This window comes from Hoylesella marshii DSM 16973 = JCM 13450, from assembly GCF_000146675.1.
Taxonomy (GTDB): domain Bacteria; phylum Bacteroidota; class Bacteroidia; order Bacteroidales; family Bacteroidaceae; genus Prevotella; species Prevotella marshii.
Window position 1 is genome coordinate 1690100 of the sequence record NZ_GL397214.1, and the last position, 26827, is coordinate 1716926.

The window sequence follows — 26827 nt, forward strand, 5'->3', positions numbered from 1 at the left end:
AGAAGACGAGAAATAAAAGGATAAAGGCCGACGAATCAAGTATTTGAAAGCCTATTCTCTAACGAAAAAGAAATACATAGAATAATGAAACGTATCTTGTTCATACTAACGATAGCCTGTCTTGTACAGGTAGCCTATGCACAGCCGGCGGCAAGGAGGCGGGCAGAACAGCAGCAAAAGTCTAATGCCGGGAATGTTACTACCCGTGCCCGTATCGAGTTCCCCGTCAGCCCGTCGATGCCCGAAGATGTAGCTTGGCGGCGCGATATCTATCGTGAAATCAATTTAGAGGACAGTCCCAATGCCGGCCTGTATTATCCCGTAGAACCCGTGGACTCACGGATGAACTTGTTTACCTATATCTTCAAGCTCATGATGACAGGCAACATACGGGCTTATCAGTATCGTCTCGACGGCAATGAGCTGTTCAACGATTCTTCGCGCGTTAAGCCTTTGGCTTTCTTAGACAACTATCATATCTATTATGAGCGTAGAGACGGACGCATCAAGCTGGACAACAGCGATATTCCCTCTCGTGAAGTAAAGTCTTATTACATCAAAGAGAGTGTCTATTATGACCAGCATACGGCCACGTTTCATACCCAAGTCATCGCTCTTTGCCCGATTATGAGCCGTGAGGACGACTTCGGCGAAGGCACAACCAAGTATCCTTTATTCTGGGTAAAATATGAAGATTTGGCACCGTTTCTTAGCAAGCAGACCATGATGACCAGCAATTTAAACAATGCTGCCACAATGAGTATGGACGACTATTTTACCAAACATCAGTATAAAGGAAAAATATATAAGACCACCAACATGTTGGGGAAAACATTGGCACAGGAATATCCCACCGACACTGCCATGACAGCAGCTCGGCAACGCATAGAGCAACAACTCTCAACGTTTGAAAAGAACATTTGGGGAGATCCCGTCCGCAAAGATTCTCTCGATAGTATTGCACGGTCGGGAGTAAAAGAAAAGGTGGTAAAAAAAGCGCGGCGCACGGTCAAAGACACAGAGACAAAGACGGTAGCGAAGAGCACGAAGAAGACATCTGCTCCCCGTTCTACCTCTGCTACACCCCGTGTTTCAGTGCGCCGACAAAGACATTAACCGACCCACATTATCCAACTACTAAATAATAATTCATATGAAAAAGACTATTCAAATGGCATTGATAGCCTTGGCACTATGTTCGGTATCAACCGCCCGTGCCCAAGTAAAGTTCGGAATCAAAGCGGGTATAAACGTCTCGCAGATGTCTATGAGCAGAAATGTTGTGGATGCTTCCAACCGTTTGGGCTATTTTGTCGGCCCTACACTGAAGATAGGCATGCCTGTTATCGGCATAGGATGCGACATTTCGGCACTTTACGACCATCGTGATGCCAAACTTAAGGACTCGGATGTAAACATGAGTAAGACCATTAGCCAAGAGTCTATAAAGATATCCATCAACCTGCGCTATGGTATAGGTTTCGGTGATAACGCCGGTATCTTTGCTTTTGCCGGTCCGCAGTTCGGCTTTAATATCGGCGATAAAAAGCAAACGTTGGTAAAAGATGCGGCCGATTGGCGGTTGGAAACATCTAATTTCAGCATCAATATCGGTGCAGGTGCCATCTTGGCGAAGCACTTACAGGTGGCAGCCGGTTACAATATCGTGTGTGGAAAGACCGGAGAGGTGAGAATAGACACCGGTATCAAGGAGAAGGTAAGAGGGCGCAACAATGCTTGGCAGCTCTCCGGCACCTATTATTTCTAACTCTTTCTCGGGTTGATAACAAGAGGATTTCCTAAGTGGAAGTCCTCTTTTTTCATCTTGTTGCATACGTTCGGTGCAGGAGAACTCGCTTATCTATCGCCCCCTTTGGGGCTTTATGCAGATTCTTCAACCCCATTCACGTATATCGTTCCATCCATTTAACGTTTCAAAAGCAAAGTGTCCGGACATCGGAAAGGCACGACGAAGAAGCACTCCGACAGCTTGTGACGGATTTCCTTACAAGCAGTTCCTTCATCGGTGCTTACGCATTGAAATACAGCAAGATAGCAGAGCGTTTCTAAGAGCTATCCTTTTAGCGTGCCAAACGATAGCTCTTATCACGTCAAAGCTATGCTTTGAAAGCGTCAGAGCATAGCTTTTGATATTTGAGAGGTAAGCACCTGAGGTACAAAAGAGATTAAAGTCAAGTCAGCGCCTTGGGTAAATGGTGCAAAAAAGGTGAGTGCTGAAGACGCGAAAGACCCTTTTCTTTCATTTTCAAATAGATGTTTGATAAAAATGTATCGCACTTACAGCGCTCCATTTAGGGGAACATCATATACCCAGCGCTATGCGCTGGGCTGACATCTTACGCTCTTTCAGAGCTTACTCCTGCTTTATAAGTGGGGAAAGTAAGGGACGGTGGAAATCGCAACTACATACCCTTGATGATTGAAAGGTAAGCGCTGGAGGTGCGTAAGCTGTCAGCCCAAGGCATCGCCTTGGGTAGAGAAAATGCCAAGCGCTGAAACGAAGTTCGCCGTGCGAAGCAAAGGCAAAGTGCGAAAGACCATTTTCTTTCATTTTCAAATAGATGTTTGATAAAGATGTGTCGCACTTACAGCGCTCCATTTAGGGGAACATCATATACCCAGCGCTATGCGCTGGGCTGATATATTACGCTCCTTCAGAGCTTACTCCTGCTTTATGAGTGGGGAAAGTAAGGGACGGTGGAAATCTCGACTATATGTTTTTGATAATCGAAAGGTAAGCGCTGTAAGCGCGAAACATGTCAGCCCAAGGCAACGCCTTGGGTAAGAGAACGCCACAAAATGGAGCGCTGTAAGTGCGATAGATAATAGCCCAAGGCAACGCCTTGGGTAGAAAGGAGCAAAAAAGGTGAGCGCTGGAGGTGCGAAAGACCCTTTTATTTCATTCTATATAGATGCTTGATAAGGATGTATCGTACCTTGTCTTTGCTTCACACGGCAAAATTCATTTCTAAGAAGAATGGCAATAAAAATTTAATTGCTACCTTTGCCGCGCAGAAACTGAAACCAACGATTTCAACTTATGACTTTTCTAACCATTTCCATCATTGCCGTATTCGTGCTCGGATACGCTTGTATCGCTTTTGAGAGCGGACTGAAGGTAAACAAAGCCGCCATTGCCCTGCTCATGTGTGTGGCTTGCTGGACGCTTTTCATGATAGACCCGTTGAGCTATGTGATGAGTGCCGACCCTTCCTATGCCGGTGGAGCGGCGGGACTTTTGTCGCATGTGAGCGGAACGTTGACCCATCATCTTGGGGCAACAGCCGAGACATTATTCTTTCTGATGGGCGCGATGACCATCGTTGAGATTGTGGATTCCCACGGCGGATTCAACTTTGTACGTGATTTACTGAAAACGAAGAGCAAACGAACACTGCTTTGGCGTGTCGCGTTCATGACGTTTTTTCTCTCTGCTATCTTGGATAATCTCACCACGAGTATCGTGATGATTATGGTGTTACGCAAGCTCGTACACGACCGCAACGACCGTATCATCTATGCCTCGCTTGTGATTCTTGCAGCCAACTCGGGTGGTGCATTTTCTCCTATTGGTGATGTGACAACCATCATGCTGTGGATTGGCAACAAGATAACAACCGCAGGCGTTATCAAAGAGGTGTTTGTGCCCTCGCTTGTGTCGATGATGGTGCCGCTCATCATCATGCAATACAGTTTGAAAGGCGAGCTTCCCGAACCTCAACAGAAAGGCAGTGCAGTGGTTGCCGATGAGTTTAATGAGTTGCAGCGGCGTATTCTTTTCACTCTCGGCGTAGGCGGTCTGGTCTTCGTGCCTGTATTTCGTTATCTCACGAATCTGCCTCCGTTTATGGGTATTCTGTTAGTTTTGGGCATTCTATGGACGGTTACAGAGGTTTTCTATCGCAAGGCCCACCTCGACGAGCATAGTTTTTCAAAGCGCGTAAGCCATCTGTTGGCGAAGATAGATATGTCTACTATCCTGTTCTTCCTTGGTATTCTGATGGCTGTAGCCTGCTTAGAGGAGGTCGGGGTGTTGACTTCGTTAGGCAAAGGGCTGGATGCTTTCTCGCAAGGCAACCACTATCTGGTGACAGGTATCATTGGTGTTATCTCAAGTATTGTGGACAACGTGCCCCTTGTAGCGGGCTGTATGGGTATGTATGCCACAGCGGCTGTGGGCGATATGGCCGTAGATGGTATCTTCTGGCAGTTGCTTGCTTACTGTGCGGGCGTAGGAGGGTCGATGCTTATCATCGGCAGTGCCGCCGGCGTTGTGGTGATGGGATTGGAACGAATCACTTTCGGTTGGTATCTGAAGCATGTTACATGGGTGGCTTTTATTGGGTATCTGGCAGGTATGGTGTCGTATGGAATGATTCGCTCTTTCGTCTTCTGACCTTTTGCGTGTATCCTGCCAAGCGAAAAGGGGTGGGTTTTCTTTGCATTTCTCCCATTTTACACTACCTTTGTAGCAAAGATTCCAATTAGAAATAAAGAAATGTCATTAAAGTGTGGTATTGTAGGATTGCCCAATGTAGGTAAGTCCACGCTCTTCAACTGCCTATCGAGTGCAAAAGCACAGGCGGCCAATTTCCCTTTTTGTACGATTGAACCCAATGTGGGAGTGATAACTGTGCCGGACGAACGGCTTACCCGTTTGGCCGAACTCGTTCACCCCGGGCGCATTGTTCCCGCAACCTGCGAAATCGTAGACATCGCCGGTTTGGTGAAAGGAGCCAGCAAAGGAGAAGGATTGGGCAATAAGTTTTTGGGCAATATACGCGAAACCGATGCCATTATCCATGTGCTTCGATGCTTCGACGACGAAAATATCGTGCATGTAGACGGTAGTATCGACCCCATCAGAGACAAGGAAATCATTGATACGGAGTTGCAGTTGAAAGATTTGGAAACGATTGACAGCCGGCTGGCTAAGGAGCAGAAAGCGGCGGCTGCGGGAAATAAAGATGCGAAAGTCATGGCTTCCGTGCTCACAGCCTATAAGGAAGCGTTGGACAAGGGGCAGAATGCCCGCACCGTGAACTTCGATACACCGGAGGAAGAAAAAGTAGCCCGCGAACTGTTTCTGCTTACTGCTAAGCCCGTGCTTTATGTGTGTAATGTAGACGAGGCGTCGGCTAAAACAGGTAACGCGTATAGTCAGCGTGTGGAAGAAGCAGCCCAAACGGAGGGTGCGGAGACACTCATTATTGCGGGAAAGACCGAAGAAGACATCGCCGGACTCGACTCCTACGAAGATAAACAATTATTTCTCGAAGAGTTGGGGCTGACAGAGAGCGGTGTAAACCGGCTCATCAAAAAGGCTTACAGCTTGCTGAATCTCGAAACATTCATTACAGCCGGCGAGATGGAAGTGAAGGCTTGGACGTATCGGAAAGGCTGGAAAGCCCCGCAATGTGCCGGCGTTATCCATACCGACTTTGAGAAAGGATTCATCAGAGCCGAAGTCATCAAGTATGAAGACTATATAAAATATGGTACGGAGGCTGCCGTGCGCGAGGCCGGACGCTTAGGCATAGAGGGGAAAGACTATGTGGTGCAAGACGGCGATATTATGCATTTCCGTTTCAATGTATAACCTGTTTTATTGCTAAAGACAACCGAAATGATATTCAATAGTTTGCTTTACATCGTTTGGGACCCCTCTATTGTGGCTTTTAAGCTGGGGCCTCTCTCCGTCAGATGGTATGCACTTTGCTGGATGGCGGGGCTGATTGCTGCTTACTTCATTGTGAAGCGTCTGTATAAACAGCAGCGAATCAAAGATGAACTCTTCGATCCGCTCTTTATCTATTGCTTCGTCGGCATTCTTGCCGGTGCGCGCTTGGGGCACTGTCTCTTCTATGACCCGCAGTATTTTCTGTCGAGTTGGCAACACGTGGCAGAGATTATCCTGCCTGTCCGCTTCCTTCCCGAGGGCGGATGGCGGTTTATCGGCTATGAGGGTTTTGCCTCTCACGGTGGTACTTTGGGACTGATGTTGGCGTTGTATCTGTATGTGAAGAAGACGAGGCTCAACCTTTGGACGGTATTAGACGACATTGCTATAGCCACGCCCATAGCGGCCTGCTTTATCAGGTTAGGCAATCTGATGAACAGTGAAATCATCGGAAAGGTAACAAACGTGCCTTGGGCGTTTATTTTCGAGAGAGTAGACCACGTGCCCCGACACCCCGGACAACTTTATGAAGCATTGGCTTACGCTTTGTTTTTCATCGTCGGCCTTATCATCTATCGCCGGCAGCCACAGAAAGTGGGAACAGGTTTCTTCTTCGGGCTTTGCCTGACGCTCATCTTCACTTTCCGTTTCTTTATTGAATACACGAAAGATATACAGGTAGCGTTTGAGTCGGGTATGCCCATCAATATGGGACAGATTCTCAGCATTCCCTTTATTATCTTAGGATTGTATTGCATGCGAGGGAGGAAAAAGGCGGAAACGCACGGTCATTGATACCCTCCAACCGACCTCACGACCAAATGGGAGGAAAAAAACAGGAACCGCTATTCTTGACAGAATAACGGTTCCCTCTCTAAGTTGGTATGTCATGAAAATCAGAGAGAAAAGAGGCTTCACAGCCTCTGTTTCGTTTTACTAAACATGTTGTTATAGAGAAAGCATTGAAAAATTCTATTTGATAAGGGGCATTTCAGGTTGGACACCTTGGCGGAGCGTATCGGTTGCAGCCGAATCGCCCAAGGCAACAGGTATGCCTCTTGCACTCTTGCCATAACCGGAGACAGCGTTAGCAGGGTCAGCTTTGTGCGTTTGCTGGAAAGGCACTTGTGCCGCATTGCCCAATGTGAGGACAATCGCTACAATGGCAGCTGCTTTGAAGAGTGGTTTGAGTTGCTGCGTGATGGAAACGACACGCGCTTTTACTTCTACCGGTTCGTCGATGTGACGCAGTATCTTACGGTCGAAATCATCGTTCAGTATGTCGGTCTTGGTCTCTGTCTGCTGATAAACAAAGAGAGACTTATACGGCAGCAACTTTTCCGGTATGCTGTCTTGGCTAAAGAACGCACGGAGGATGGCTTCCTCTTCGAGAGAGGTTTGTGCGCTCCAATAGCGTTCTAATAACTGTTCAATGTATTTATAGTCCATAATCGTCTGCTTGTTGAAATTTATTTTTGATGACTTGCCTTGCGCGAAAGATGCTTATTTTTACTTGTTCTTCGCTGATTTCGAGCGTTTGGGCTATCTCTTTGTAGCTTTTTCCTTCAAAGTCGCGCAGTTGTATGCAGCTGCGTTGTTTCTCGGGCAATGCGTTGATGAGCTGTCTGACAAGTTCTATACTGTCTCTCTGCGAGGTTTGGTCATACGGATTGGAAGATGCGGCGGGCTCGGAAATATGTCGGCTGTCGAGCGACTCATTATGATGGCTTTGCCGTTTGATTCTGTCAAGCGACAGATGGCGACATATCGTAAGACTGAAAGCCTCTATCGACTCTATCTCATGCCATGAATCGCGCTTGCTCCATACCTTTATCAGTGTGTCTTGTACAATGTCTTCTGCCTCCGCATGGTTGAGTGTGATGCGGAGAGCCAGCCTAAACAACTGGTTTTTGAGTGGCAACACATCGTTCCGAAAACTGATAGGTTTCATCTTCTCTCTGTATGGGTGACGATTGAAGTGGGGTGAAAGTTACGCGAACAGTAAAGTTTTAACTTTCGTTAAGCAGGCGAAGGGGGAAAGGAAAGTCCCTTTCGGAAGCCGGAAAAGCGGTATCCGAAAGGGACAGAGGTTTATTCGAGATAGGTATAGCCATAGAGACCGGAGCGATAATTGGAAAGGAACTCCTTTCCTTCTTCGAGCGAAATACGTCCCTGCTTTACGCTTTTGGTAACCCATATTTCGAGTTGGCGCACTAATTTCTTAGGGTTGTATTGCACGTAGTCGAGCACTTCTTCTACAGTTTCCCCGTCGATGATTTGGTCGATGGTATATTTCCCGTCTTTCACGGAGATATGTACGGCGTTGGTATCACCGAAAAGGTTGTGCATATCGCCGAGTATCTCTTGATAAGCACCCACGAGGAAGACACCTAAATAGTAGGGTTCGCTCTTGCGCAGGGCATGAACGGGAAGGATATGGGAGATATGTCTGTTGGTGACAAAGTTGGCTATTTTCCCATCACTGTCGCAGGTAATGTCTTGAAGGGTAGCACTTCGTGTGGGTCTCTCATCCAGCCGTTGGATGGGAACGATAGGGAAGAGCTGGTCGATAGCCCAAGAGTCGGGTAGAGATTGAAAGAGAGAGAAGTTGCAAAAATACTTATCGGCCAACAATTTGTCGAGGCTTTTCAGTTCTTCCGGTACATGTTTCAGTGTCTTGGCTAAGGCATTGATTTCCCGACACACACTCCAATACATGCTTTCTATTTCTGCTCGTGTTTGAAGATTTACGATACCGTGGCTGAAAAGGTCGAGTGCTTCTTCTCGTATCTGCTCTGCATCATGCCAATCTTCGAGCATGGAGCGGGGGTTCAGATTGTCCCAAATCTCGTAAAGGTCTTTGACAAGTTTGTGGTCTTTTTCAGACGGCTCGAAAGCCTCTGGCATTTGAGGTAGCGAAGCCGTCTCCAACACGTCGATAATCAATACGCTGTGATGGGCTGTAAGCGAGCGTCCACTCTCGGTAATTACGTTAGGATGCTTGATTCCGTTAGCGTTGGCCGCTTCGATGAAGGTGTACAAGCAGTCGTTCACATACTCTTGAATGGAGTAATTCACAGAGCTTTCACTGTTGGGAGACCTTGTGCCGTCGTAATCTACGCCCAATCCGCCTCCGCAATCTACGAATTCAACATCATAGCCTAACTTATGGAGTTGTATATAGAATTGAGATGCTTCGCGAAGGGCTGTTTGTATATGGCGTATCTTGGTGACCTGAGAGCCTATATGGAAATGTATGAGCTTGAGACAATCGTGCAATCCTTTCTTCTCCATGGTGTCGAGTGCCTGAAGGAGTTCGCTGCTGGTGAGCCCGAACTTGCTGGCATCGCCCCCACTCTCTTCCCATTTGCCTGAACCGGAGGAAGCGAGTTTGATGCGAATACCGATGTTGGGCTTTACGTTCAGTTTCTTGGCAGCCTGTGCAATGATGTCGAGTTCATTGAGTTTCTCGATGACAATGAAGATTCTTTTGCCCATTTTTTGCGCCAAAAGTGCTAATTCAATGTAGCTTTGGTCTTTATATCCGTTGCAGATAATCAGCGAATCGCTTTGGCATTGCACGGCAATGACGGCGTGAAGTTCGGGCTTCGAGCCGGCTTCCAGCCCGAGATTGAACTTTCGGCCGTGAGAAATGATTTCTTCTACCACGGGTTGCATCTGATTCACCTTGATGGGATAGATGATGAAATTTTCGCCTTGATAGTCGTATTCCTTAGCGGCGCGTTGGAAACAGCAAGCCGTTTTTTCGATTCTGTTATCGAGTATGTCGGGGAAACGCAGAAGAACGGGTGAAGAGACATCGCGAAGGGCAAGTTCGTCCATCACGTCGCGCAGGTCGATTTGCGTATCGTCCTTACACGGAGTTACGTATACGTCGCCTTTGTCATTGACCCCAAAATAGGAGGTACCCCATCCGTTGATGTTGTAAAGTTCCTTGGCATCTTCAATCGTCCATTTCTTCATATCTGTTAAAAATATCGTTGTTTATAGATTGAGTATTTTTCTTAGTTTCTGTACGGAAATCTTTATTTTCTCGTAATCATCCATCAGACTGACATCCAGCGTATGTTTTGCTTTTTGATAGAATGTTTCGCGCTGCACCAGATGTTCGCGGATATGGGCGAGAAGCTCTCCTTGGGTCTTACCGCCCAATAGCGGTCTTACGACCCGTCCCATGCTGAGATGTCCGTAGAGCACCTCGGGCAGGGCTTTCAGATAGACCGTTTCGCCTTGTTGATTCATGTAATCCATGTTGTCGAAGTGGCAAGGTGTGCCGCCTCCGCAGCTGATGATAACGTCTTCAAACTCGCAAACTTCGTGCAGCATATTGTATTCTATCTTGCGAAATCCCTCTTCTCCTCTCTCGGAAAAGATATGGGCAATGGTTTTCCGCATTCTGTTTTCAATATACCAATCGAGATCGTAGAAGCGCATATTCAAGGCCAGAGACAACGCTTTGCCGATGGTTGTTTTGCCGGAGCCCATGTATCCTAAAAGGATAATCCGCTTCATCGTCTATGCTATTTCTTTTTGGTCGATGCCGACTGTATCAAATCCATACATTGCTGCAAAGTGAGGTCGGCAGCTTTGCTGTGCAGGTTTTTCGGCAAGCGATAGTTCGTACCGTCAAAAGCCAGATAAGGTCCGTAGCGACCATTGAGCACTTCAAGTTTGGGCTCTTCTTTGAAAGTTTTGATATGCCGTTTCCTCTCCTGTTCGCGTTTGTCGTTGATGAGGGCGATGGCTTTTTCCAAAGAGACGGTCGTAGGGTCTTCGTTCTTGGGAAGTGTCACGTATTTCTTGTTGTGAAGTACATAGGGTCCGAATCGTCCGGCACCGATTTTTACTTCTGAACCTTCGTATTCTCCTAAGATACGTGGCAGTTTGAAGAGTTCCAGTGCTTCTTCGAGCGTGAGATTCTCCATGCTTTTGCCGGTAGGAATCTGTGCAAAGCGGGGTTTCTCTTCATCTTCGGCATCTCCAATCTGCACCATCGGGCCGAAGCGTCCTATCTTTACGTACACCGGTTTGCCTGTTTCCGGTTCTTTGCCGAGCAGTTTTTCTCCAGCTTTATGTGCAGAGCGGGTATTGAGCGCCTCTTCTACCGTCGGTTCGAAGTTCTTATAGAAGGTTCTCAGCATTTTCTTCCATTCCTCTTTTCCCTCGGCAATTTTGTCGAAATGTTGTTCCACTTTCGCCGTGAACTGATAGTCCATGATGTTGTCAAAGTGCTTTATGAGGAAGTCGTTTACTACAATCCCGATGTCGGTAGGCAAGAGTTTGCCCTTATCGGAACCAGCCATTTCCTTCTTGATTTTCTGTGTAATACGGTTGCCCTTCAACGTATCAACAGTGTATGTACGCTCTTCGCCCTTTTTGTCGCCCTTTTGCACGTACTCGCGTTGTTGTATGGTACTGATGGTAGGTGCGTAAGTGGAAGGCCGTCCGATACCTAACTCCTCGAGTTTGTGTACCAAGCCGGCTTCGGTATATCTGCTCGGACATAGACTATAACGCTCTATTGCCGTGATTTCCTTGCGTTCCAGCACATCGCCTTTTTGCAATGCGGGGAGGGTGTGTGTACTTTCTTCCTGCGAATGGTCATCGTCGCCGTCAGACTCTCTGTACACTTTCAGGAAGCCATCGAAGATAACTACCTCACCCATGGCAATGAAAGTCTCGTCGGCGTTGCTTGTTTCAATCGTGACAGTGGTTTTTTCTATCTTTGCATCTGCCATTTGAGAGGCTGCGGTACGCTTCCAAATCAGTTCATAGAGCCGCTTTTCCTGGGATGTGCCTTCTATCTGCAGCGTATTCATATAGGTAGGACGGATGGCTTCGTGAGCCTCCTGTGCCCCTTTGGCATGTATATGATAGTTTCGGGGGTTGCTGTATGGTTCTCCCCACAGTCTGATGATTTCTTCTTTACTTGCTCCGATGCACAGCGATGAGAGGTTGACGGAGTCGGTTCGCATGTAAGTGATGCGTCCGCTCTCATAAAGACGCTGTGCGACCATCATCGTTTGCTGCACAGTAAAGCCCAATTTACGTGCCGCCTCTTGTTGTAAAGTGGATGTAGTGAAAGGAGGTGCCGGCGAACGTTTGAGCGGTTTCTTCGTGACGGCTTTGATACAGAAAGTAGCCTCTTTACATTTCTCGAGGAAGAGGCTGGCCTCTTTGTGGGTATGGAAGCGCTTATCAAGTTCGGCCTTTATCTCTGCGACCTTTCCGTCGGTAGTTTTCATGCCGAAAATAGCAGTGACTCGGTAGTAAGGTTCACTCTTGAAAGCCTGTATCTCACGTTCTCTTTCCACGATAAGTCTTACAGCCACGCTCTGTACACGTCCCGCAGAAAGAGATGGTTTCACCTTTTTCCACAAAACGGGAGACAGTTTGAAACCCACCAAGCGGTCTAACACACGACGTGCCTGCTGTGCGTTTACGAGATTCATATCGAGGTGACGCGGATGACTAATAGCATCTAAGATGGCGGATTTTGTGATTTCATGGAATACAATACGGCTGGTTTTCTGTTCATCCAGCCCTAACATCTCGCATAAATGCCACGAAATGGCTTCTCCTTCTCGGTCTTCATCGGAAGCCAGCCAAACCTTTTCCGCTTTCTTTGCATTCGATTTCAATTCTTTCACCAGCTTTTCTTTCTCTTCGGGAACCTCATAATCGGGTTCCAACGTATCGAGATTGATGCTGAGTCCTTTCTTCTTTAAGTCGCGAATATGTCCATAGCTGGACATTACCTTAAAGTCTTTGCCCAAAAACTTCTCAATGGTTTTTGCCTTGGCAGGGCTCTCTACGATGACGAGATTTTGTTGCATACCTATTTAGAACATAAAATTCATTTGAGCGGCAAAAGTAAATAAAACTTTTGCTTATACCTTATTATATAAGGAAGTTTTTTGTTTTTTTAAGCCTTCGCTCGGTTTTGTCTATTTCCTCTCTTTCATTGGGTCTTCTTTCCTTTAGCGAAATTACATTCTATACCATAGCGGGAAAGCTGTGGCAATGGCATGCTATTCATTCCCTTATCGAGTTTCCCGTCTAAAAGGTGTGTATTTTTTAGCGAAAATCATTACTTTTGTGGCAGTAAATAACAACAGAATGACACCTGAACTGATTTTTCGCATCTTCATTGGAGGTCTCCTTGGCGGTCTTATCGGCATGGAACGGGAATACAGAGCCAAAGAGGCCGGCTTCCGAACCCATTTTCTCGTGGCACTCGGAAGCACCCTCTTCATGATTGTTTCGCAGTATGGCTTCGCTTGGATACTCACCCATTCGCCCAACGTCTCGCTCGATCCCTCACGTATTGCCTCGCAAGTGGTGACGGGTATCGGTTTCATCGGCGCCGGCACCATTATCTTTCAGAAGCATGTCATCCGTGGTCTTACCACTGCAGCAGGCCTTTGGGTAACATCGGCCATCGGTCTTGCTGTCGGTTCGGGCATGTATCTCGTTGCATTATCGGCCACCGCCCTTGTGCTGATATGTCTTGAAATACTCTATTTCTTTATCAATCGTTTCGGCACGGCAAACGTTTCCGTCACATTCTCTGCACAAACTCGCGAATTGATAGAAACCACTCTCAGCCGCATTGCGCACAACCATATAGAGATAGAAAACTATCATCTCGAGGAACGTATAGCCGCAACAGGCATAAAGTATGTGGTTACAATGGATGTAAAAATAAAGCGGTCGTGTTATAATGGTCGCATTCTCGACTTAATAAAAGAGTTCGAGGGCGTGACGGTAGAGGAAATAGACTAAGGATACTCCCGAAACGTTTTTATTTTCAAAAACCTTTTCCTTTCCTTGAAAACCGTTACCTTTGCAACGGTTAATTACAATTTGAGAATAATATTTACTAATATGAAAAGATTTCTATCTGCTCTATTGCTGCTTTGCAGCGCATCGGGCATGCTGTCCGCACAGACGAACAGCGATTTTTACGGCGTGTTCAACCACGTTGGTGTAAATGTTTCCTCCGGTACCGAGGGTATCGGACTTGCCGTAGCCGCACCCGTTACGCCCTATTTGGAAGTAGGCATGGGGCTCAACTTCATGCCCGGCCTAAGCATGAAAGCGGAAGTCAGTGTGAATGAGATAAAAACAGGTCACCTCACCATTCAACCCAACGACGTGACCCTGAAAGGCGATTTCGCGCGTACAATGGGAGAGCTGAAAGTCAACTGCTATCCCTTTGGTGGGCACAACGCGCTCTTCGTGAGTGCCGGTCTCTCGTTTGGCGGAGCCAAGTTGGTGAAGCTGACAGGCCACAGCGACGATGTACAGAATGTCATTGCCGACCATCCGGAGCTGAAAGACAAAATCTTTGCCGAGATAGACAAATACAATGTGCAGTTCAATGAGCACGGAGACATCCACGGCAGCATCAGAGTAAACGCTGTCCGCCCTTACTTAGGGCTCGGTTATGGTCGACAGATGCCACGCCATCGCGTAGGCTTTCGCTTCGAGATGGGTTGCCAATTCCAAGGCAGGATGAAAGTTTATCAGGGTAATTCCATGGTGGAGACCTCCGATTTGGAGAAAGCCAGCGACGACTTTTCCGATCTAATAAAGAAGTTTACCATCTATCCTGTGATGAAATTCACGCTTACCGGTCGCATCCTCTGATACGCAGAAAGAGCCGATATGCTTCATTGCATATCGGCTCTTTTTATCTCTATGTGCCATGTCAGTTATCGATTGCGACGCTTCAAGATACGCTGTGCACAATCAGCGAGCACTACAACTGCACCGGATAGGATGCAGACATCTTTAATTACCAAACGTCCCGCACCTGTAAGTAATGGGAATCCATGCTCGCCACTTCCCAAATCAGGCACCCATACTTCGGGAGTTGTAATGAGAAATGACAGGGTGCCAAAAGTCATAAGTATCACCAAGCCGGCTCCAACGAAACCAACACGTGGGAAGAAAATGCCTAACAACGTGAGTATGCCGAAAGTCATGATGGCAATACCTAAGCCTTTGGAGAATATATACGTTCCGTTTTCTTCATGCCAAGCATGCTTCTTCGCATCAAACTCTCCCTCTTTCAGCTTGTAATCTTTGTACTCGGGTGCCTCCTTAGTATAGAAAAAACTCATAAAAGGGCTATTGGCCACAAAAGGAACGATACCTTCAGCCTCGTAATTCCAGAATTTCAAACCGCCAATCCAAATGAAAATAATAAAGATACTCACACGGATGAGGTGTACACCAAGTCCTTTCAACGATGCCGAAAGGTTTAAAATAAAGTTCATAAATCGTTTCATTGTCTACATTTTTTGTTTTTATGTTTAACTGATTGAGCCTTTCAGATTCCGTAATTAATACTACCGGTTTCCTTATGGCTTTTCCTAAGATTCCACTAACACATACTTGCAAGAAACAGCTATCTTATGTCCACATCAGCGAAATCACCGGCAAAGATATATATAACTCATGGTATATCTGTACCAATTCTCTTTTTTTACGAAAAAAATGCCATTATTATGGTAGGATAAATGAGACACAACAACGTTTTTTGAACACTGTCGTTTGCTGGTATCGCCTTTTCTTTCTATCTTTACCCCACCAAACCCAAATGTTACGATGATGAACGACAAAACGATGCATGCCTTGCTCAAATGCACCCTTTTCAAAGAGATGACACCGCTGCAAATAGACCTGACATTGGCGGGAGTGAACTATCGGATGAAACATTTCGACAAAAAAGATGTATATATCTTGGCCGGCATGCCGTGCAAATATGTAGACATCATCATCAGCGGCACGCTTGTAGCCCGTATGGTAGGCCTCTCGGGCAAGTATGTGGAAGTGAGCAGGCTGGGAGAAGGCGACATCTTAGGGCCTGCTTTCGTATTTGCAAAGGAGAACAAGATGCCCGTCAGCGTAGAGACAGATACCGAAACCACCATTCTCCGCATGGCTCCGAGTGAACTGAAACGGCTTATCGATACCGACGAAACAATCCGTATGAACTTCATTGAGATGCTGTCCAACATTGATGTCTTTCTCACGAAGAAGATGCGGATATTGAGTTTGCTCACCGTGCGCGAGAAAGTGGCCTATTTTCTCTTAGAGGCTGCCCGCAAAACAGAGAGCGACATCATCAAGTTAGACCGCTCCCGACAAGAGATTGCCGACTCTTTCGGCATTCAGAAATTCTCTTTGCTGCGCTGTCTTTCTGAACTTTCCGACAAGGGTGCCATACGGGTGGAAGGAAAAACCATCACCTTGCTCGATAGAAGCAAACTGCAACAATGAAGCTGCATCCGCTATCTTCGTCTATCGCTGCTCCCGAGCGGATGAACAATCCTTTTTATTATGAGCCGCACCCGCTGTGTCTGCTTGCCGCAGAAGACTTGCAACGGCGCATCCGCGCGCGTCGGGAATGGCAGGAAGAGATAGGAAAAGGCAAGATGTTTGGCGTATTGGTCGTGGAAGATACCAATGGGCAACGGGGCTATCTCGCCGCTTATTCAGGACAAATAGCCGGTCGGAGCGATTGGAAAGACTACGTACCGGCAGTCTTCGACTATCTGCAACCCGGGGGATACTTTAAAGCGGAAGAAACGGAAATAGACCGTCTCAACCACAGAATAACCGTGCTGGAGACATCGCCGGAAAGACGTCGTGCCCTGCAAGTCCTGCAAACGACACGCGAAAAGGCTACGACAGAGACGACCGCATACAAACATCTCATGGCCGAAGCCAAGGTTTTGCGCGACAAACAGCGTGCTGCGGGAGCCGGAAACGAAGCCTACAGAATAAAAGAAAGTCAATTTATGAAGGCGGAACTAAGAAGGCTGAAGGCAAAACACAAGGCACTCATTGCCGAAAAAGAAGCCGGTATGGCTGCATACGACCGCGAGATAGAAGAGAAACGGGAGGAACGTCGGCGACGCTCGGATGCCCTGCAACAATGGTTGTTCAGCCGCTTTATCATGGTAAACGGACGAGGAGGACAAAAAGACTTGCTCCATATCTTTTCAGAGGCCGTTCATCGTGTGCCACCCGCAGGTTCCGGAGAGTGTTGCGCTCCAAAGTTGTTGCAATATGCGCTGACCCATCACCTTCGCCCTTGTTGTATGGCCGAATTTTGGTGGGGAGCTTCGCCCGCAACAGAGCTTCGCCGCCATCTGGCTTTTTACCCCGCCTGCAGGGGTAAATGCAAACCGATTCTCGACTTTATGTTGCAAGGTATCGAAGTGGAAGTCAATCCACTGGAAGAGCCAAGCAAGCAAACCTTGGAATGGGTGTTTGAAGACGAGCACCTAACGGTTGTGTGCAAACCTGCCGGAATGTTAAGCGTGCCGGGGCGTTCGCCTAAAGAATCGGTTGTCGGCATCGTGCAGTCTCAGTGCGGAGGCAATGCTGATGTGTTGCCGGTACATCGCCTCGATATGCAAACGTCAGGGCTTTTGGTCATCGCAAAATCAAAAGCGGCACACAAACACCTACAGGAACAATTCAGGAAACAGGAGGTTAAGAAGCGTTATGTAGCAGTGCTCGACGGTGAATGGAACGGTACCAAGGAGGGGAGAATAGAACTTCCGCTGCGCCCAGACCCGCTGGATAGGCCGCGACAGCTGGTAGACAGTAAACGCGGGAAACGTGCTTTAACGCTATATAAGGTCTTGGAGACCGGACGGGGACACACCCGTATCGCGCTATATCCCAAGACAGGGCGCACCCATCAGTTACGCATACACTGTGCGCACATGGCCGGTTTGGGTATCCCCATTGTGGGCGACGAACTCTACGGCCGACATTCCGACCGTTTATATCTGCACGCGGAATGTATAGAATTTCAACATCCTGCTACGGGAAAACATCTTTATTTTGAGCGTAAGGCTCCCTTCTAACGCCAGAGTCTTCCTCTCAATCAACCCCAATTGGTCATTCTGTCCCGTACAGATTTTGTCGGTTAGTCATTCAAATGGCCTGTTGTCCTGTTGAAAACGTAGCGGACTACGGCGAGAAAGGGCGGCAGACAAGATGCCAACAAGCAAATAAAAACGCGAGTTCGGGATAAGAGAATCTTCTCTAATAAGCCCCAAAGGGGCGACAGATGGCAGACAGGGGTAAGCGGTAGCGTAGCCCCTGTATCGTGGATACTCACTATCTAAGCCCTAAAGGGGCGGCAGAACACTAGCTCTCAATCCTCCGTCACCCCTACGGGGTTCATCTTTCTACACATGCTTATCAGGGGTGGCGCTCTTTCGAGCTTCACACCCTGCCTAAGGTCTTACGCCCCCTCGGGGCTTACAGTCCGATTGCCTTATCCCGAACTCGCGTATATGATAATGCGGTTAGGTGCAGAGTAAGCGCTGAAACGAACGTTCGCTGTGCGGAGCGGAGCGGAAACGAAGTTCGCTGACACGAAGAGGAAGCAAAGCAAAGAGCGTAATATGTCAGCCCAGCGCATAGCGCTGGGTATAAGATATGCCCCCAAATGAAGCGCTGTAAGTGCGACACATCTTTATCAAACATCTATTTGAAAATGAAATAAAAAGGTCTTTCGCACTTTGCCTTTGCTTCGCACGGCGAACTTCGTTTCAGCGCTTAGCATTCTCTCTACCCAAGGCGTTGCCTTGGGCTAACATCTTACGCGCCTCCAGCGCTTGCCTTTCAATCATTAAAGGCATGTAGTCGAGATTTTCACCGCCCCATATTCGGTTCGCTCATGAGGCAGGAGTAAGTTCTAAAAGAGTATGATTGTGGGGCGTATCAACACCTTATTATAATGGTACGAAATGTAATGTAAGCGCTGCAAGCGCGTAAGATATCAGCCCAGCGCACAACACCGAGTAGATAACATTTCCTGAAGTAAGCTCTGCAAGAGCGTAAGATATCAGCCCAGCGCATAGCGCTGGGTATATGATGTTCCCCTAAATGGAGCGCTGTAAGTGCGATACATCCTTATCAAACATCTATTTGAAAGTGAAATAAAAGGGTCTTACGCGCCTTCAGCGCTCACCTTTTTTACACCATTTACCCAAGGTGCTGACTTGACCTTAATCTCTTTCGCGCCTCCGGTGCTTACCCCTCAATTATCAAAAGCTATGCTCTGACGCTTTCAAAGCATAGCTTTGACGTGATAAGAGCTATCGTTTGGCACGCTAAAAGGATAGCTTTTAGAAACGCTCTGCTATCTTGCTGTATTTCAATGCGTAAGCACCGATGGCGGAACCGCTTGTAAGGAAATCCGTCACAAACTGTCGGAGTGCTTCTTCGTTGTGCCTTTCCGATGTCCGGACACTTTGCTTTCTGGACGTCAAAGCATAGCTCTTTCATAATGCCTTTTATCTATCTGAATATGAGGGACTAAAGGGGAAAGGGTGAAAGAATGGGCGCGGAGGATTTCTTAGAACATCTCTAATGTTTTTCAAGCAAAGAACATCACGATAACCTGTGCAATAATCACGCGGATAAACATGCTCAACGGATAAACTGTGGCATAGCTCACGGAACTGCTGTCGCCTTTTATCGTCTCGTTGGCATAGCTCAATGCCATGGGATTAGCCATGGAACCGCAGAGTATTCCGCAAATCGTACCGTAGTCCATCCTGCGTGTTTTGAGTGCAATCAGACCTACAATAAGTACGGGAACGACGGTGAGTAGGAAACCCAAGCCTATCCATAGCAGCCCCTCCGACCTGATAACGGTTTCAAAAAAGCCTCCTCCGGCTTCCAAACCGAGGCACGCCAAATAAAGAGAAAGTCCGAGTTTACGCAACATCAGCGAAGCACTTCGGGTGGTGTAAGTAATCAAATGGAAACGTGGGCCAAAAGTTCCGACAAGTATTCCTACAAGAATAGGGCCTCCGGCAATGCCCAACCGCACAGGAACATCCATGCCCGGAATACTGATAGGGATGGTTCCGAGTGCCAGACCGAGGATGATTCCTATAAAGATAGCAGCCAGATTGGGTTCGTTGAGCGTTTGGACGGCATTACCGAGAAAGCCCTCTACGTTGTCAATGTCTTGCGGGGCACCTACAACGGCCACGCGGTCTCCGTATTGCAAACGCAGGTCGGGTGTGGCCAGGAGCTTCACATCGCCTCGCATCACACGACTTACGTTCACACCATACGTATGCCGGAGTTGCAGCTGACCCAAGAGTTTTCCATTGAGCTCGGTACGACTGATGACGAGCACCCTCGATTCCACCTTTGAGTCTATCGAATTCCAATCTATTTGTTCGCGGTTCCAGTCTTTCTCCACCCTCTTTCCGAAGAGCAATGTCATGGCCTCTGCATCGTCTTTCGTAGTAACGACAAGTACACTGTCGTTCAGGTGTATATGGTTGGATGATATGGGTACAATCACTTGTCCGTCACGCCAGATGCGGGAGATGATAAACTTGAAATGCGTCATCTGCGAAATTTCGGCAATCGTCTTCCCTGCGATAGCCGGATTGATGGCCACGAACTGTCCTACAAACGTATCATTCTCATTGCTGTCGCTCTTTGGTTCGAGGTCTTCGGGTTTCACGAAGAGTTTGCGCATCAACAAGATAGCAAGGATAACGCCCACAACACCCAACGGATAGGTAACGGCACATCCCAATGCGGCACCTCCCGTAGGAAGTCCCAAATGCTGAAGAGCTGATTGAGCAGCACCCAATGCCGGTGTGTTTGTCGTTGCTCCGCAAAGCAGTCCCATCATGTCGGGGATGCCTACCGAGGTAATCTGACAAAGCAGCAGAGCTAAGAGTGTGCCAACCACAATCACGGCAACGCCCCATAGATTGAATTCTTTTCCCTCGTGCTTAAAGGCCGAAAAGAACGATGGCCCCACATGAAGTCCCAACGTATAGACAAAGAGTATCAATCCGAAATTCTCTGCATAATCCAGCATTTGGGCATCAATGCTGAGTCCCAAATGACCTGCGAGGATGCCGATAAAGAAGACAAAAGCAATTCCGAGCGAAACTCCGAAAATGCGAATCTTGCCTGCTGCTAATCCGACGGCACAGACCAGCGACAATATAATGATAGTTTGAAGTGACGAATGCAGGCTGAACAAGCCCTCTAACCATGTCATATTTTTATTCTCTTTTTATGGCTTTTCCGAATAAATGCCATGAATCCCACGAGAAACAACTCTCGACTGTCTGCATGCTACTTTCCTTATGCAAAGATAGTACAAGTGAATGCAATGAAAGCTCGCTTTCTGATTGCTGAACGCAGGCTATCTTATGCAAAGATAGTACAAGTGAACGCAATGAAAGTTTACTTTCTGATTGCTGAACGCAGGCTATCTTATGCAAAGATAGTACAAGTGAATGCAATGAAAGTTTACTTTCTGATTGCTGAACGCAGGCTATCTTATGCAAAGGTACAAAACAATCTCTAATCTCTCCGCAAAAGCATGTTTTTATTTTCATAGATTCTCTCTTCGTCTGCTTTTTGTTCTCGTTGTACCGGAAGAATCAACACTTTCTCCTCCTCTCCACTTAGAACAGAAAGGGGTTTCATACCCTTTTCATGTAGTGAAATCTTATAAAAGGACATGCAGATGTTGACACCTGCTCATACAGAAAACAAGAAGAGCCGGAGAAAAAAGTTTCTCCGGCTCTTCTGATAAATATGCTTCCGTGTTGTAATTATTCAGCGCGAAGTGTGAAACGCTTGAAAGCTACTACGGTCAGCTCTTTGTCTGCAGCGTGCAGATACTCGGTTACTGAGAGCTTGGAATCTTGTATGAATTCCTGATTCAGCAAACACGATTCTTTAAAGAACTTGCCCATACGGCCTTGTGCAATCTTTTGCAACATCTCATCGCTTGGTGTTTTGCCCTTAGCAGCTTGCTCCTCGCGGGTCTTCTCTATGGCTACGCGCAATTCCTCGTCCTTAATTGACTGGGGAACGCTGGCTTCATCGAGTGCAACGGGATTCATTGCTGCCACTTGCATGGTGATAGCATGCCCTTCAACGGGTGCCGGCTTGTTGGTTTGGACTAAGGTACAAAGCAGATTGGTGTTCTGATGATTGTACGTATAGATGTTCTCTCCTTCCAAGGTAAGGTAGCCGTCGAGTTCCATCTTCTCACCGGTGATGCCTGAACGAGCAATGACAGCATCTTCAACGCTATGTCCGTCGGCTAAAATCAGTGCTTTTACCTCATCAAGCGTCTTTGCTTTTTTGGCCACGGCAGCATCGAGTATTGCCTGTGTCAGCTTGATGTGGTCGGCATTGTTGGCAACAAAGTCGGTCTCGCACTTAAGCGCAATGATGGCAGCAAAGCCGTTATCATACTTCACAAGCACACAGCCATTCGATGCATCGCGGTCAGAACGCTTGGCAGCAATGGCCTGTCCTTTCTCACGAATGATTTCAATTGCTTTATTGATGTCGCCATCTGCGTCGGCAAGTGCTTTCTTGCAATCTGCCAGACCGGCACCGGTCATTTTACGAAGTTTTTGTATTTCTGCTATATTAACAGCCATTTTCGTTTCTTTTTAAGTGTTTATGTAGGGTTATTCAGCGGCCGGAGCTTCTGTCTGAGGCGCTTCTGCTACGGGAGTAGCCTCTGCTTTACGTGCTCTGCGGGTACCGCGTTTCTTGCCTTCTGCGGCCTCTTCAGCCTGTTCGGCAGCAGCCTTCTCATCGGCTCTTTCAGCCTTTCTTTCCTCCAGACCTTCTGCAATGGCACTGCAACAGGCAGAGAGTATTACCTCTATGCTGTCCTTGGCATCGTCGTTGGCAGGGATAACGAAGTCTATATCGTTAGGATTGGAGTTGGTATCCACGATACCGAAAACGGGAATATCCAAGCGATTGGCCTCTTTTACAGCAATTGCCTCTTTCATAACGTCTACGACAAAGAGGGCGCTGGGCAAGCGAGTTAAGTCTGAGATGGAACCGAGGTTCTTCTCAAGTTTAGCCCGCTGACGGCTAATCTGAAGGAGTTCGCGTTTGGAAAGATTAGAAAACGTTCCATCATTCATCAGTCTGTCGATGGTAGACATTTTCTTCACAGCCTTACGGATGGTAGGGAAGTTGGTGAGCATACCGCCCGGCCAACGCTCAGTCACATAAGGCATATTCACAGCAGCGGCCTTTTCTGCCACTACATCTTTGGCCTGTTTTTTAGTAGAAACAAAGAGAATCTTCTTTCCTGACTTAGCTATCTGCTTCAGAGCTTCCGCAGCTTCGTCAATCTTTGCTACGGTTTTGTGTAAATCGATGATATGGATGCCATTGCGTTCCATGAAGATGTAAGGAGCCATAGCAGGATTCCATTTGCGATGAAGGTGTCCGAAGTGACAACCGGCTTGCAGGAGTTGGTCAAAAGTTGTTCTTGACATTTGTTTTTGTTTTTTATTGTTTACTTTCCGTTTAAGTTTTTAGAACCAACCGTTGGGTAATCGTGAAATACCTTGCCCGACAGTGTCAGGCATTTCATCCCGCAAGTCTCAACAGTTTGGATGCTAAACATTGATTTCCGATAGCTTTAACGCTTACTGAACTGGAAGCGACGGCGAGCTTTCGGCTGACCGGGTTTCTTACGCTCAACAGCACGTGAATCGCGGGTCAAAAAGCCTTGGTCTTTGAGCGCTTTCTTGTCTTCCTCGTTCACTTTTACAAGTGCACGGGCGATAGCAAGGCGCAATGCTTGGCTCTGACCTGTGAAACCACCTCCATCGAGGTTAGCTTTGATGTCGTATTTCTCTGTTGCTTCAAGCAGTTCAAGGGGTTGCTTCACCACATATTGCAAGATAGCAGAGGGGAAATACTGGGTAAGGTCTACTTTATTGATAATAATCTTGCCGGTTCCTTCTTTGAGATAAACGCGAGCGACAGCGCTCTTCCGGCGACCGATTGCATTGATTTGTTCCATTATTCCTTATTATTTATACAGGTTGATATCGATGGTCTTGGGTTGCTGTGCTTGCTTATTGTGCTCTGTACCATTGAAAACATAGAGATTACTCAATATTTTACGTCCCAGAGGGCCTTTAGGCAACATGCCTTTCACTGCATGGCGAAGGATTCTTTCTGCACCGTCGGGCTTCTTGCGAAGCTGCTCTGGAGTGTTGAAACGTTGTCCGCCAGGGTATCCCGTATAGCGTGTGTAGATCTTATCGGTCTCTTTTTTACCGGTAAAAACCACCTTGTCGGCATTGATAAGAATAACGTTGTCCCCACAATCTACGTGAGGGGTGAAAGAAGGTTTGTACTTTCCGCGAAGCAATTTGGCAACTTTCGAGCAGAGACGACCTACAACCTGACCGGTGCAGTCTATCACAACCCACTCTTTCTTTGCTGTTTCCTTGTTCACGGAAATAGTCTTGTAACTTAAAGTGTTCATCTTCAATTGAATTGTTTGTACTACTAAAAAACTTATTTACTTCGTTTAGAATACCGATTCACTAACCGTCGTGCCCGGCCAAAGACACAACTATTAACACGATACCCTTGGGGACTCTAAGCGTATCCCCGAAATAATCGGACTGCAAAGGTACGAAGTAATGTTTGAATACATACTCATTTTTGCTTATTAGTTATGGTTTTTTAACACACAAAAGGTAAGTTTAAGCCTACCCTTGTTTGCTTTCTCTTCTCATCCACAGTCCTCTCGTTCGCTCGAAAGGAATTGTCTATTATATAATAAGGTGCAAAAACCCTGTCGTTTTCTTTGCACTTATCGTGATAAATGTTACTTTTGCGGTTGAAAACATGGAATCATTAAAGGAGAAAACAGCAAAGGGACTCTTTTGGGGAGGCATGAGCAACGGTGTGCAACAGCTCGTAGGACTTGTCTTTGGTATTGTTTTAGGACGTTTGCTATCGCCCTCCGACTATGGTATGATTGCCATGATTACCGTCTTTTCACTGATTGCCGTAGCGTTGCAGAACAGCGGTTTCACGGCAGCGCTTGCCAATTTGAAACATCCTAAGCATGAAGACTACAACTCGGTGTTTTGGTTCAATGTCTTCATGGGAGCAGGACTGTATGCTCTTCTCTTTCTTTCTGCACCACTCATTGCCGCTTATTACCACGAACCTGCCCTCGTATGGCTCTGTCGATACGCCTTTCTCAGCATTCTTTTCTCGTGTTTGGGCACAGCACAGGCAGCCTATCTCTTTAAAAACCTTAATACCAAACAGCAGGCCAAGACAGGAATGACGGCCGTGTTACTGTCGAGCGTCGTAGGTGCCGGCATGGCATGGATGGGTTTCTCCTATTGGTCGATTGCCACGCAAACCATTGTTTTCACGGCCACCAACACGCTCCTACTCTGGCATTACTCGTCTTGGCGACCGACAAGGCACATTGATTTTACGCCGATACGCAAGATGTTTCGTTTCTCTTGCAAGATTTTGGCCACAACCATCACCACACATATCAACAACAACATTCTCAACATCCTGCTCGGGCGATACTTCTCTGCCCACGATACGGGAAATTACAACCAAGCCTATCAATGGGATTTCAAGTGCTTCTCTCTCGTTCAAGGCATGGTAAACATTGTGGCGCAGCCTGTGTTGGTAGACTTAAACGGCGAGCAAGACCGCCAACTGCAGGCTTTCCGCAAAATGATGAGGTTCACCGCTTTCATCTCTTTTCCCTTGCTGTTCGGTCTTGGACTTGTTGCCGAAGAGTTTATCGTACTTGCGCTCACGGAGAAATGGCTCGTCAGTGCACATCTCTTGCAGATTCTTTGCATCAGTGGCGCAGTGATGCCGCTTTGCACCCTGCTTTCCAATATGATTATCAGCAAGGGACGTTCCAATATTTTCTTCGGTTGCACATTCAGTCTCGGTGTCATCCAAATTGTGTTGATGTTGCTTATCTGGCCGTTAGGCATCCGTACGATGGTGATGGCTTATACTGCGCTCAACCTGCTTTGGCTCTTCGTTTGGCATGAGTTTACGCGCCGACTGACGGGCTACGGTCTTTTCCCGTTTCTCAAAGACACGCTTCCCTTTGCTTTTGCTGCCCTTGGGGTGATGGTGCTCACAGGATTACTGACCCGCTCCATTCACTCCCTTCCGCTGCTCCTTGCTGTCCGTATCTTTCTCTCCGCTCTGCTCTACTACGGTGTGATGCGGTTGGCACGTGTAAAAATACTTGATGAATGTACGGCTTTCATTCTTCAGAAAATCAGGAAACGATGACACTTGCCTTTCTTATTTCCGCCCATACAGACCCCATTCATCTGGCAAGACTATTGAAAAGTCTGCCCGAAGACGCAGCTTTTTTCATCCATATCGACAGCAAGACCGACATCACCCCTTTCCTTTCACTCCGCAAAGACCCACGGGTACATCTGCTCAGCCGACGGATAAACGTAATGTGGGGCAGCATCCGGCAGGTGGAATACCAAATGGAACTCCTTCGCGAGGCACTTTCCTCCGGCACCTTTCATCGTCTCATTGCCATCAGCGGTCTGGACTATCCGCTGTGGAGCAATGCACGCATCATCGAATTCTTCAGCCGTTTGGGCGACAAAGAAATATTGCAAGGCATCCGTATGACCCATCAAGGCGCAGCGGCAGTGAATTATCGACGTTACAGATGGCTCAATGGACACCCGTGGAAAGCCGGTTCATTCCCCAATAAGCTAAGAGTGGCTCTTCAACGGCTGACTTACGGAATAGGCATTCGCAAGCCCTTGTCGTTCCGCCTACAAGGGATTGAATATCAACTCTATAAGGGGGCATCATGGTGGGCAATCTCTCCCGAATTAGCTGCTTATGTGCTGCATGAATGGGACACAAACAAAGCCCTCGTGAAATATTTCTCCACGGCGTTCTGTCCTGACGAGACATTCATCCAAACGATAGCTTTCAACAGTCCCTTTGCCTCCCGTTGCATGTTGCAGGAAGGCCGATATACCTCGCTCTCGGCACTGACGCCGCTCACCTATATCGACTACCACCCCGTCATCAAAGTGCTGACAGAGGAAGATTGGCCGGCCTTGAAACAATCGGGGAAAATGTTTTGCCGGAAAACCGTTACGGGGATAAGCGACCGCCTCTTAGACCGAATTGACCGAGAGCGCAATGTTTAACCCTCATCGGTCATTCCCTTGAGACGCATTTGCCTACAATAAGGCATCACAT

At 47.4% G+C, this 26827-nt stretch carries 23 protein-coding genes; 11 read left to right on the forward strand and 12 right to left on the reverse strand.

What is annotated here, in order from left to right; translation table 11 throughout:
- The first annotated feature begins 84 nt into the window (after window positions 1-84).
- The 5 genes from porN (at window position 85) to lgt (ending at window position 6496) form a co-directional block, all read left to right on the forward strand.
- A complete protein-coding gene (gene porN, locus HMPREF0658_RS07070; RefSeq protein WP_006949714.1) occupies window positions 85-1116 on the forward strand; it encodes a type IX secretion system ring subunit PorN/GldN in 1032 nt (343 codons plus the stop codon).
- A gap of 37 nt (window positions 1117-1153) precedes the next feature.
- The gene (locus HMPREF0658_RS07075) at window positions 1154-1768 is read left to right on the forward strand and encodes a porin family protein (protein ID WP_006949715.1); all 615 of its coding nucleotides are present in this window, start codon (window positions 1154-1156) and stop codon (window positions 1766-1768) included.
- Between the two features lie 1293 nt (window positions 1769-3061).
- Window positions 3062-4417: a sodium:proton antiporter NhaD gene (gene nhaD / locus HMPREF0658_RS07080; protein WP_006949717.1), complete on the forward strand. Its 1356-nt coding sequence runs from the start codon at window positions 3062-3064 to the stop codon at window positions 4415-4417.
- Between the two features lie 102 nt (window positions 4418-4519).
- Window positions 4520-5620 (forward strand): redox-regulated ATPase YchF, encoded by a 1101-nt coding sequence (gene ychF / locus HMPREF0658_RS07085; RefSeq protein WP_006949718.1) that lies wholly within the window; start codon window positions 4520-4522, stop codon window positions 5618-5620.
- A gap of 27 nt (window positions 5621-5647) precedes the next feature.
- Complete coding sequence (lgt, locus tag HMPREF0658_RS07090) at window positions 5648-6496, forward strand: prolipoprotein diacylglyceryl transferase (RefSeq protein ID WP_006949719.1); 849 nt, start codon at window positions 5648-5650, stop codon at window positions 6494-6496.
- Window positions 6497-6673: 177 nt separating this feature from the next.
- On the opposite strand, the gene HMPREF0658_RS07095 is transcribed toward lgt, so the two are convergent.
- The 5 genes from HMPREF0658_RS07095 to topA all read right to left on the reverse strand — a co-directional run bounded on the left by HMPREF0658_RS07095 (window position 6674) and on the right by topA (window position 12558).
- Entirely contained in the window at window positions 6674-7150 is a 477-nt protein-coding gene (locus tag HMPREF0658_RS07095; RefSeq protein ID WP_006949721.1) for a hypothetical protein, read from the reverse strand.
- Complete coding sequence (locus HMPREF0658_RS07100) at window positions 7140-7652, reverse strand: RNA polymerase sigma factor (protein WP_006949722.1); 513 nt, start codon at window positions 7650-7652, stop codon at window positions 7140-7142. The genes HMPREF0658_RS07095 and HMPREF0658_RS07100 overlap by 11 nt, the downstream gene beginning before the upstream one ends.
- 140 nt (window positions 7653-7792) lie before the next feature.
- Window positions 7793-9685, reverse strand: a complete 1893-nt coding sequence (speA, locus tag HMPREF0658_RS07105) for a biosynthetic arginine decarboxylase (protein WP_006949724.1) — start codon at window positions 9683-9685, stop codon at window positions 7793-7795.
- Window positions 9686-9706: 21 nt separating this feature from the next.
- Window positions 9707-10234 (reverse strand): shikimate kinase, encoded by a 528-nt coding sequence (locus HMPREF0658_RS07110; protein ID WP_006949725.1) that lies wholly within the window; start codon window positions 10232-10234, stop codon window positions 9707-9709.
- A gap of 8 nt (window positions 10235-10242) precedes the next feature.
- A complete protein-coding gene (topA, locus tag HMPREF0658_RS07115) occupies window positions 10243-12558 on the reverse strand; it encodes a type I DNA topoisomerase (protein ID WP_006949726.1) in 2316 nt (771 codons plus the stop codon).
- A gap of 283 nt (window positions 12559-12841) precedes the next feature.
- Here topA and HMPREF0658_RS07120 point away from each other — a divergent pair, with 283 nt between their 5' ends.
- Both HMPREF0658_RS07120 and HMPREF0658_RS07125 read left to right on the forward strand, forming a co-directional pair.
- Window positions 12842-13507, forward strand: coding sequence for an MgtC/SapB family protein (locus HMPREF0658_RS07120; protein ID WP_024990816.1), 666 nt, complete (start codon window positions 12842-12844; stop codon window positions 13505-13507).
- Window positions 13508-13609: 102 nt separating this feature from the next.
- Window positions 13610-14374 (forward strand): hypothetical protein, encoded by a 765-nt coding sequence (locus HMPREF0658_RS07125; RefSeq protein ID WP_006949728.1) that lies wholly within the window; start codon window positions 13610-13612, stop codon window positions 14372-14374.
- A gap of 65 nt (window positions 14375-14439) precedes the next feature.
- Here HMPREF0658_RS07125 and HMPREF0658_RS07130 read toward each other — a convergent pair whose 3' ends face one another.
- Complete coding sequence (locus HMPREF0658_RS07130) at window positions 14440-15006, reverse strand: DUF417 family protein (protein ID WP_211203968.1); 567 nt, start codon at window positions 15004-15006, stop codon at window positions 14440-14442.
- Between the two features lie 331 nt (window positions 15007-15337).
- On the opposite strand from HMPREF0658_RS07130, the gene HMPREF0658_RS07135 reads away from it, so the two are divergent.
- Both HMPREF0658_RS07135 and HMPREF0658_RS07140 read left to right on the forward strand, forming a co-directional pair.
- Window positions 15338-16012 (forward strand): Crp/Fnr family transcriptional regulator, encoded by a 675-nt coding sequence (locus tag HMPREF0658_RS07135; RefSeq protein WP_006949730.1) that lies wholly within the window; start codon window positions 15338-15340, stop codon window positions 16010-16012.
- Window positions 16009-17613, forward strand: a complete 1605-nt coding sequence (locus HMPREF0658_RS07140) for an RluA family pseudouridine synthase (RefSeq protein ID WP_006949731.1) — start codon at window positions 16009-16011, stop codon at window positions 17611-17613. Before HMPREF0658_RS07135 ends, HMPREF0658_RS07140 begins: the two co-directional genes overlap by 4 nt.
- Window positions 17614-18885: 1272 nt before the next feature.
- Here HMPREF0658_RS07140 and HMPREF0658_RS11525 read toward each other — a convergent pair.
- From HMPREF0658_RS11525 to rplM, 6 genes are all read right to left on the reverse strand, one after another.
- A complete protein-coding gene (locus HMPREF0658_RS11525; RefSeq protein WP_006949732.1) occupies window positions 18886-19029 on the reverse strand; it encodes a hypothetical protein in 144 nt (47 codons plus the stop codon).
- 107 nt (window positions 19030-19136) lie between these two features.
- A complete protein-coding gene (locus HMPREF0658_RS07145) occupies window positions 19137-20798 on the reverse strand; it encodes a putative transporter (protein ID WP_006949733.1) in 1662 nt (553 codons plus the stop codon).
- Between the two features lie 562 nt (window positions 20799-21360).
- Window positions 21361-22203 (reverse strand): translation elongation factor Ts, encoded by an 843-nt coding sequence (gene tsf, locus HMPREF0658_RS07155; RefSeq protein ID WP_006949736.1) that lies wholly within the window; start codon window positions 22201-22203, stop codon window positions 21361-21363.
- A gap of 30 nt (window positions 22204-22233) precedes the next feature.
- On the reverse strand, window positions 22234-23064 hold the full coding sequence (gene rpsB / locus HMPREF0658_RS07160) for a 30S ribosomal protein S2 (protein WP_006949738.1): 831 nt from the start codon (window positions 23062-23064) through the stop codon (window positions 22234-22236).
- 146 nt (window positions 23065-23210) lie between these two features.
- Window positions 23211-23597: a 30S ribosomal protein S9 gene (rpsI, locus tag HMPREF0658_RS07165; protein ID WP_006949740.1), complete on the reverse strand. Its 387-nt coding sequence runs from the start codon at window positions 23595-23597 to the stop codon at window positions 23211-23213.
- Window positions 23598-23606: 9 nt separating this feature from the next.
- Window positions 23607-24068, reverse strand: a complete 462-nt coding sequence (gene rplM, locus HMPREF0658_RS07170) for a 50S ribosomal protein L13 (protein WP_040557719.1) — start codon at window positions 24066-24068, stop codon at window positions 23607-23609.
- Window positions 24069-24436: 368 nt separating this feature from the next.
- Between rplM and HMPREF0658_RS07175 the strand changes: the two genes are divergently transcribed.
- Both HMPREF0658_RS07175 and HMPREF0658_RS07180 read left to right on the forward strand, forming a co-directional pair.
- Window positions 24437-25879 (forward strand): lipopolysaccharide biosynthesis protein, encoded by a 1443-nt coding sequence (locus HMPREF0658_RS07175; RefSeq protein ID WP_024990819.1) that lies wholly within the window; start codon window positions 24437-24439, stop codon window positions 25877-25879.
- Window positions 25876-26775, forward strand: coding sequence for a beta-1,6-N-acetylglucosaminyltransferase (locus HMPREF0658_RS07180; RefSeq protein ID WP_006949743.1), 900 nt, complete (start codon window positions 25876-25878; stop codon window positions 26773-26775). Before HMPREF0658_RS07175 ends, HMPREF0658_RS07180 begins: the two co-directional genes overlap by 4 nt.
- Window positions 26776-26827 lie beyond the last annotated feature (52 nt).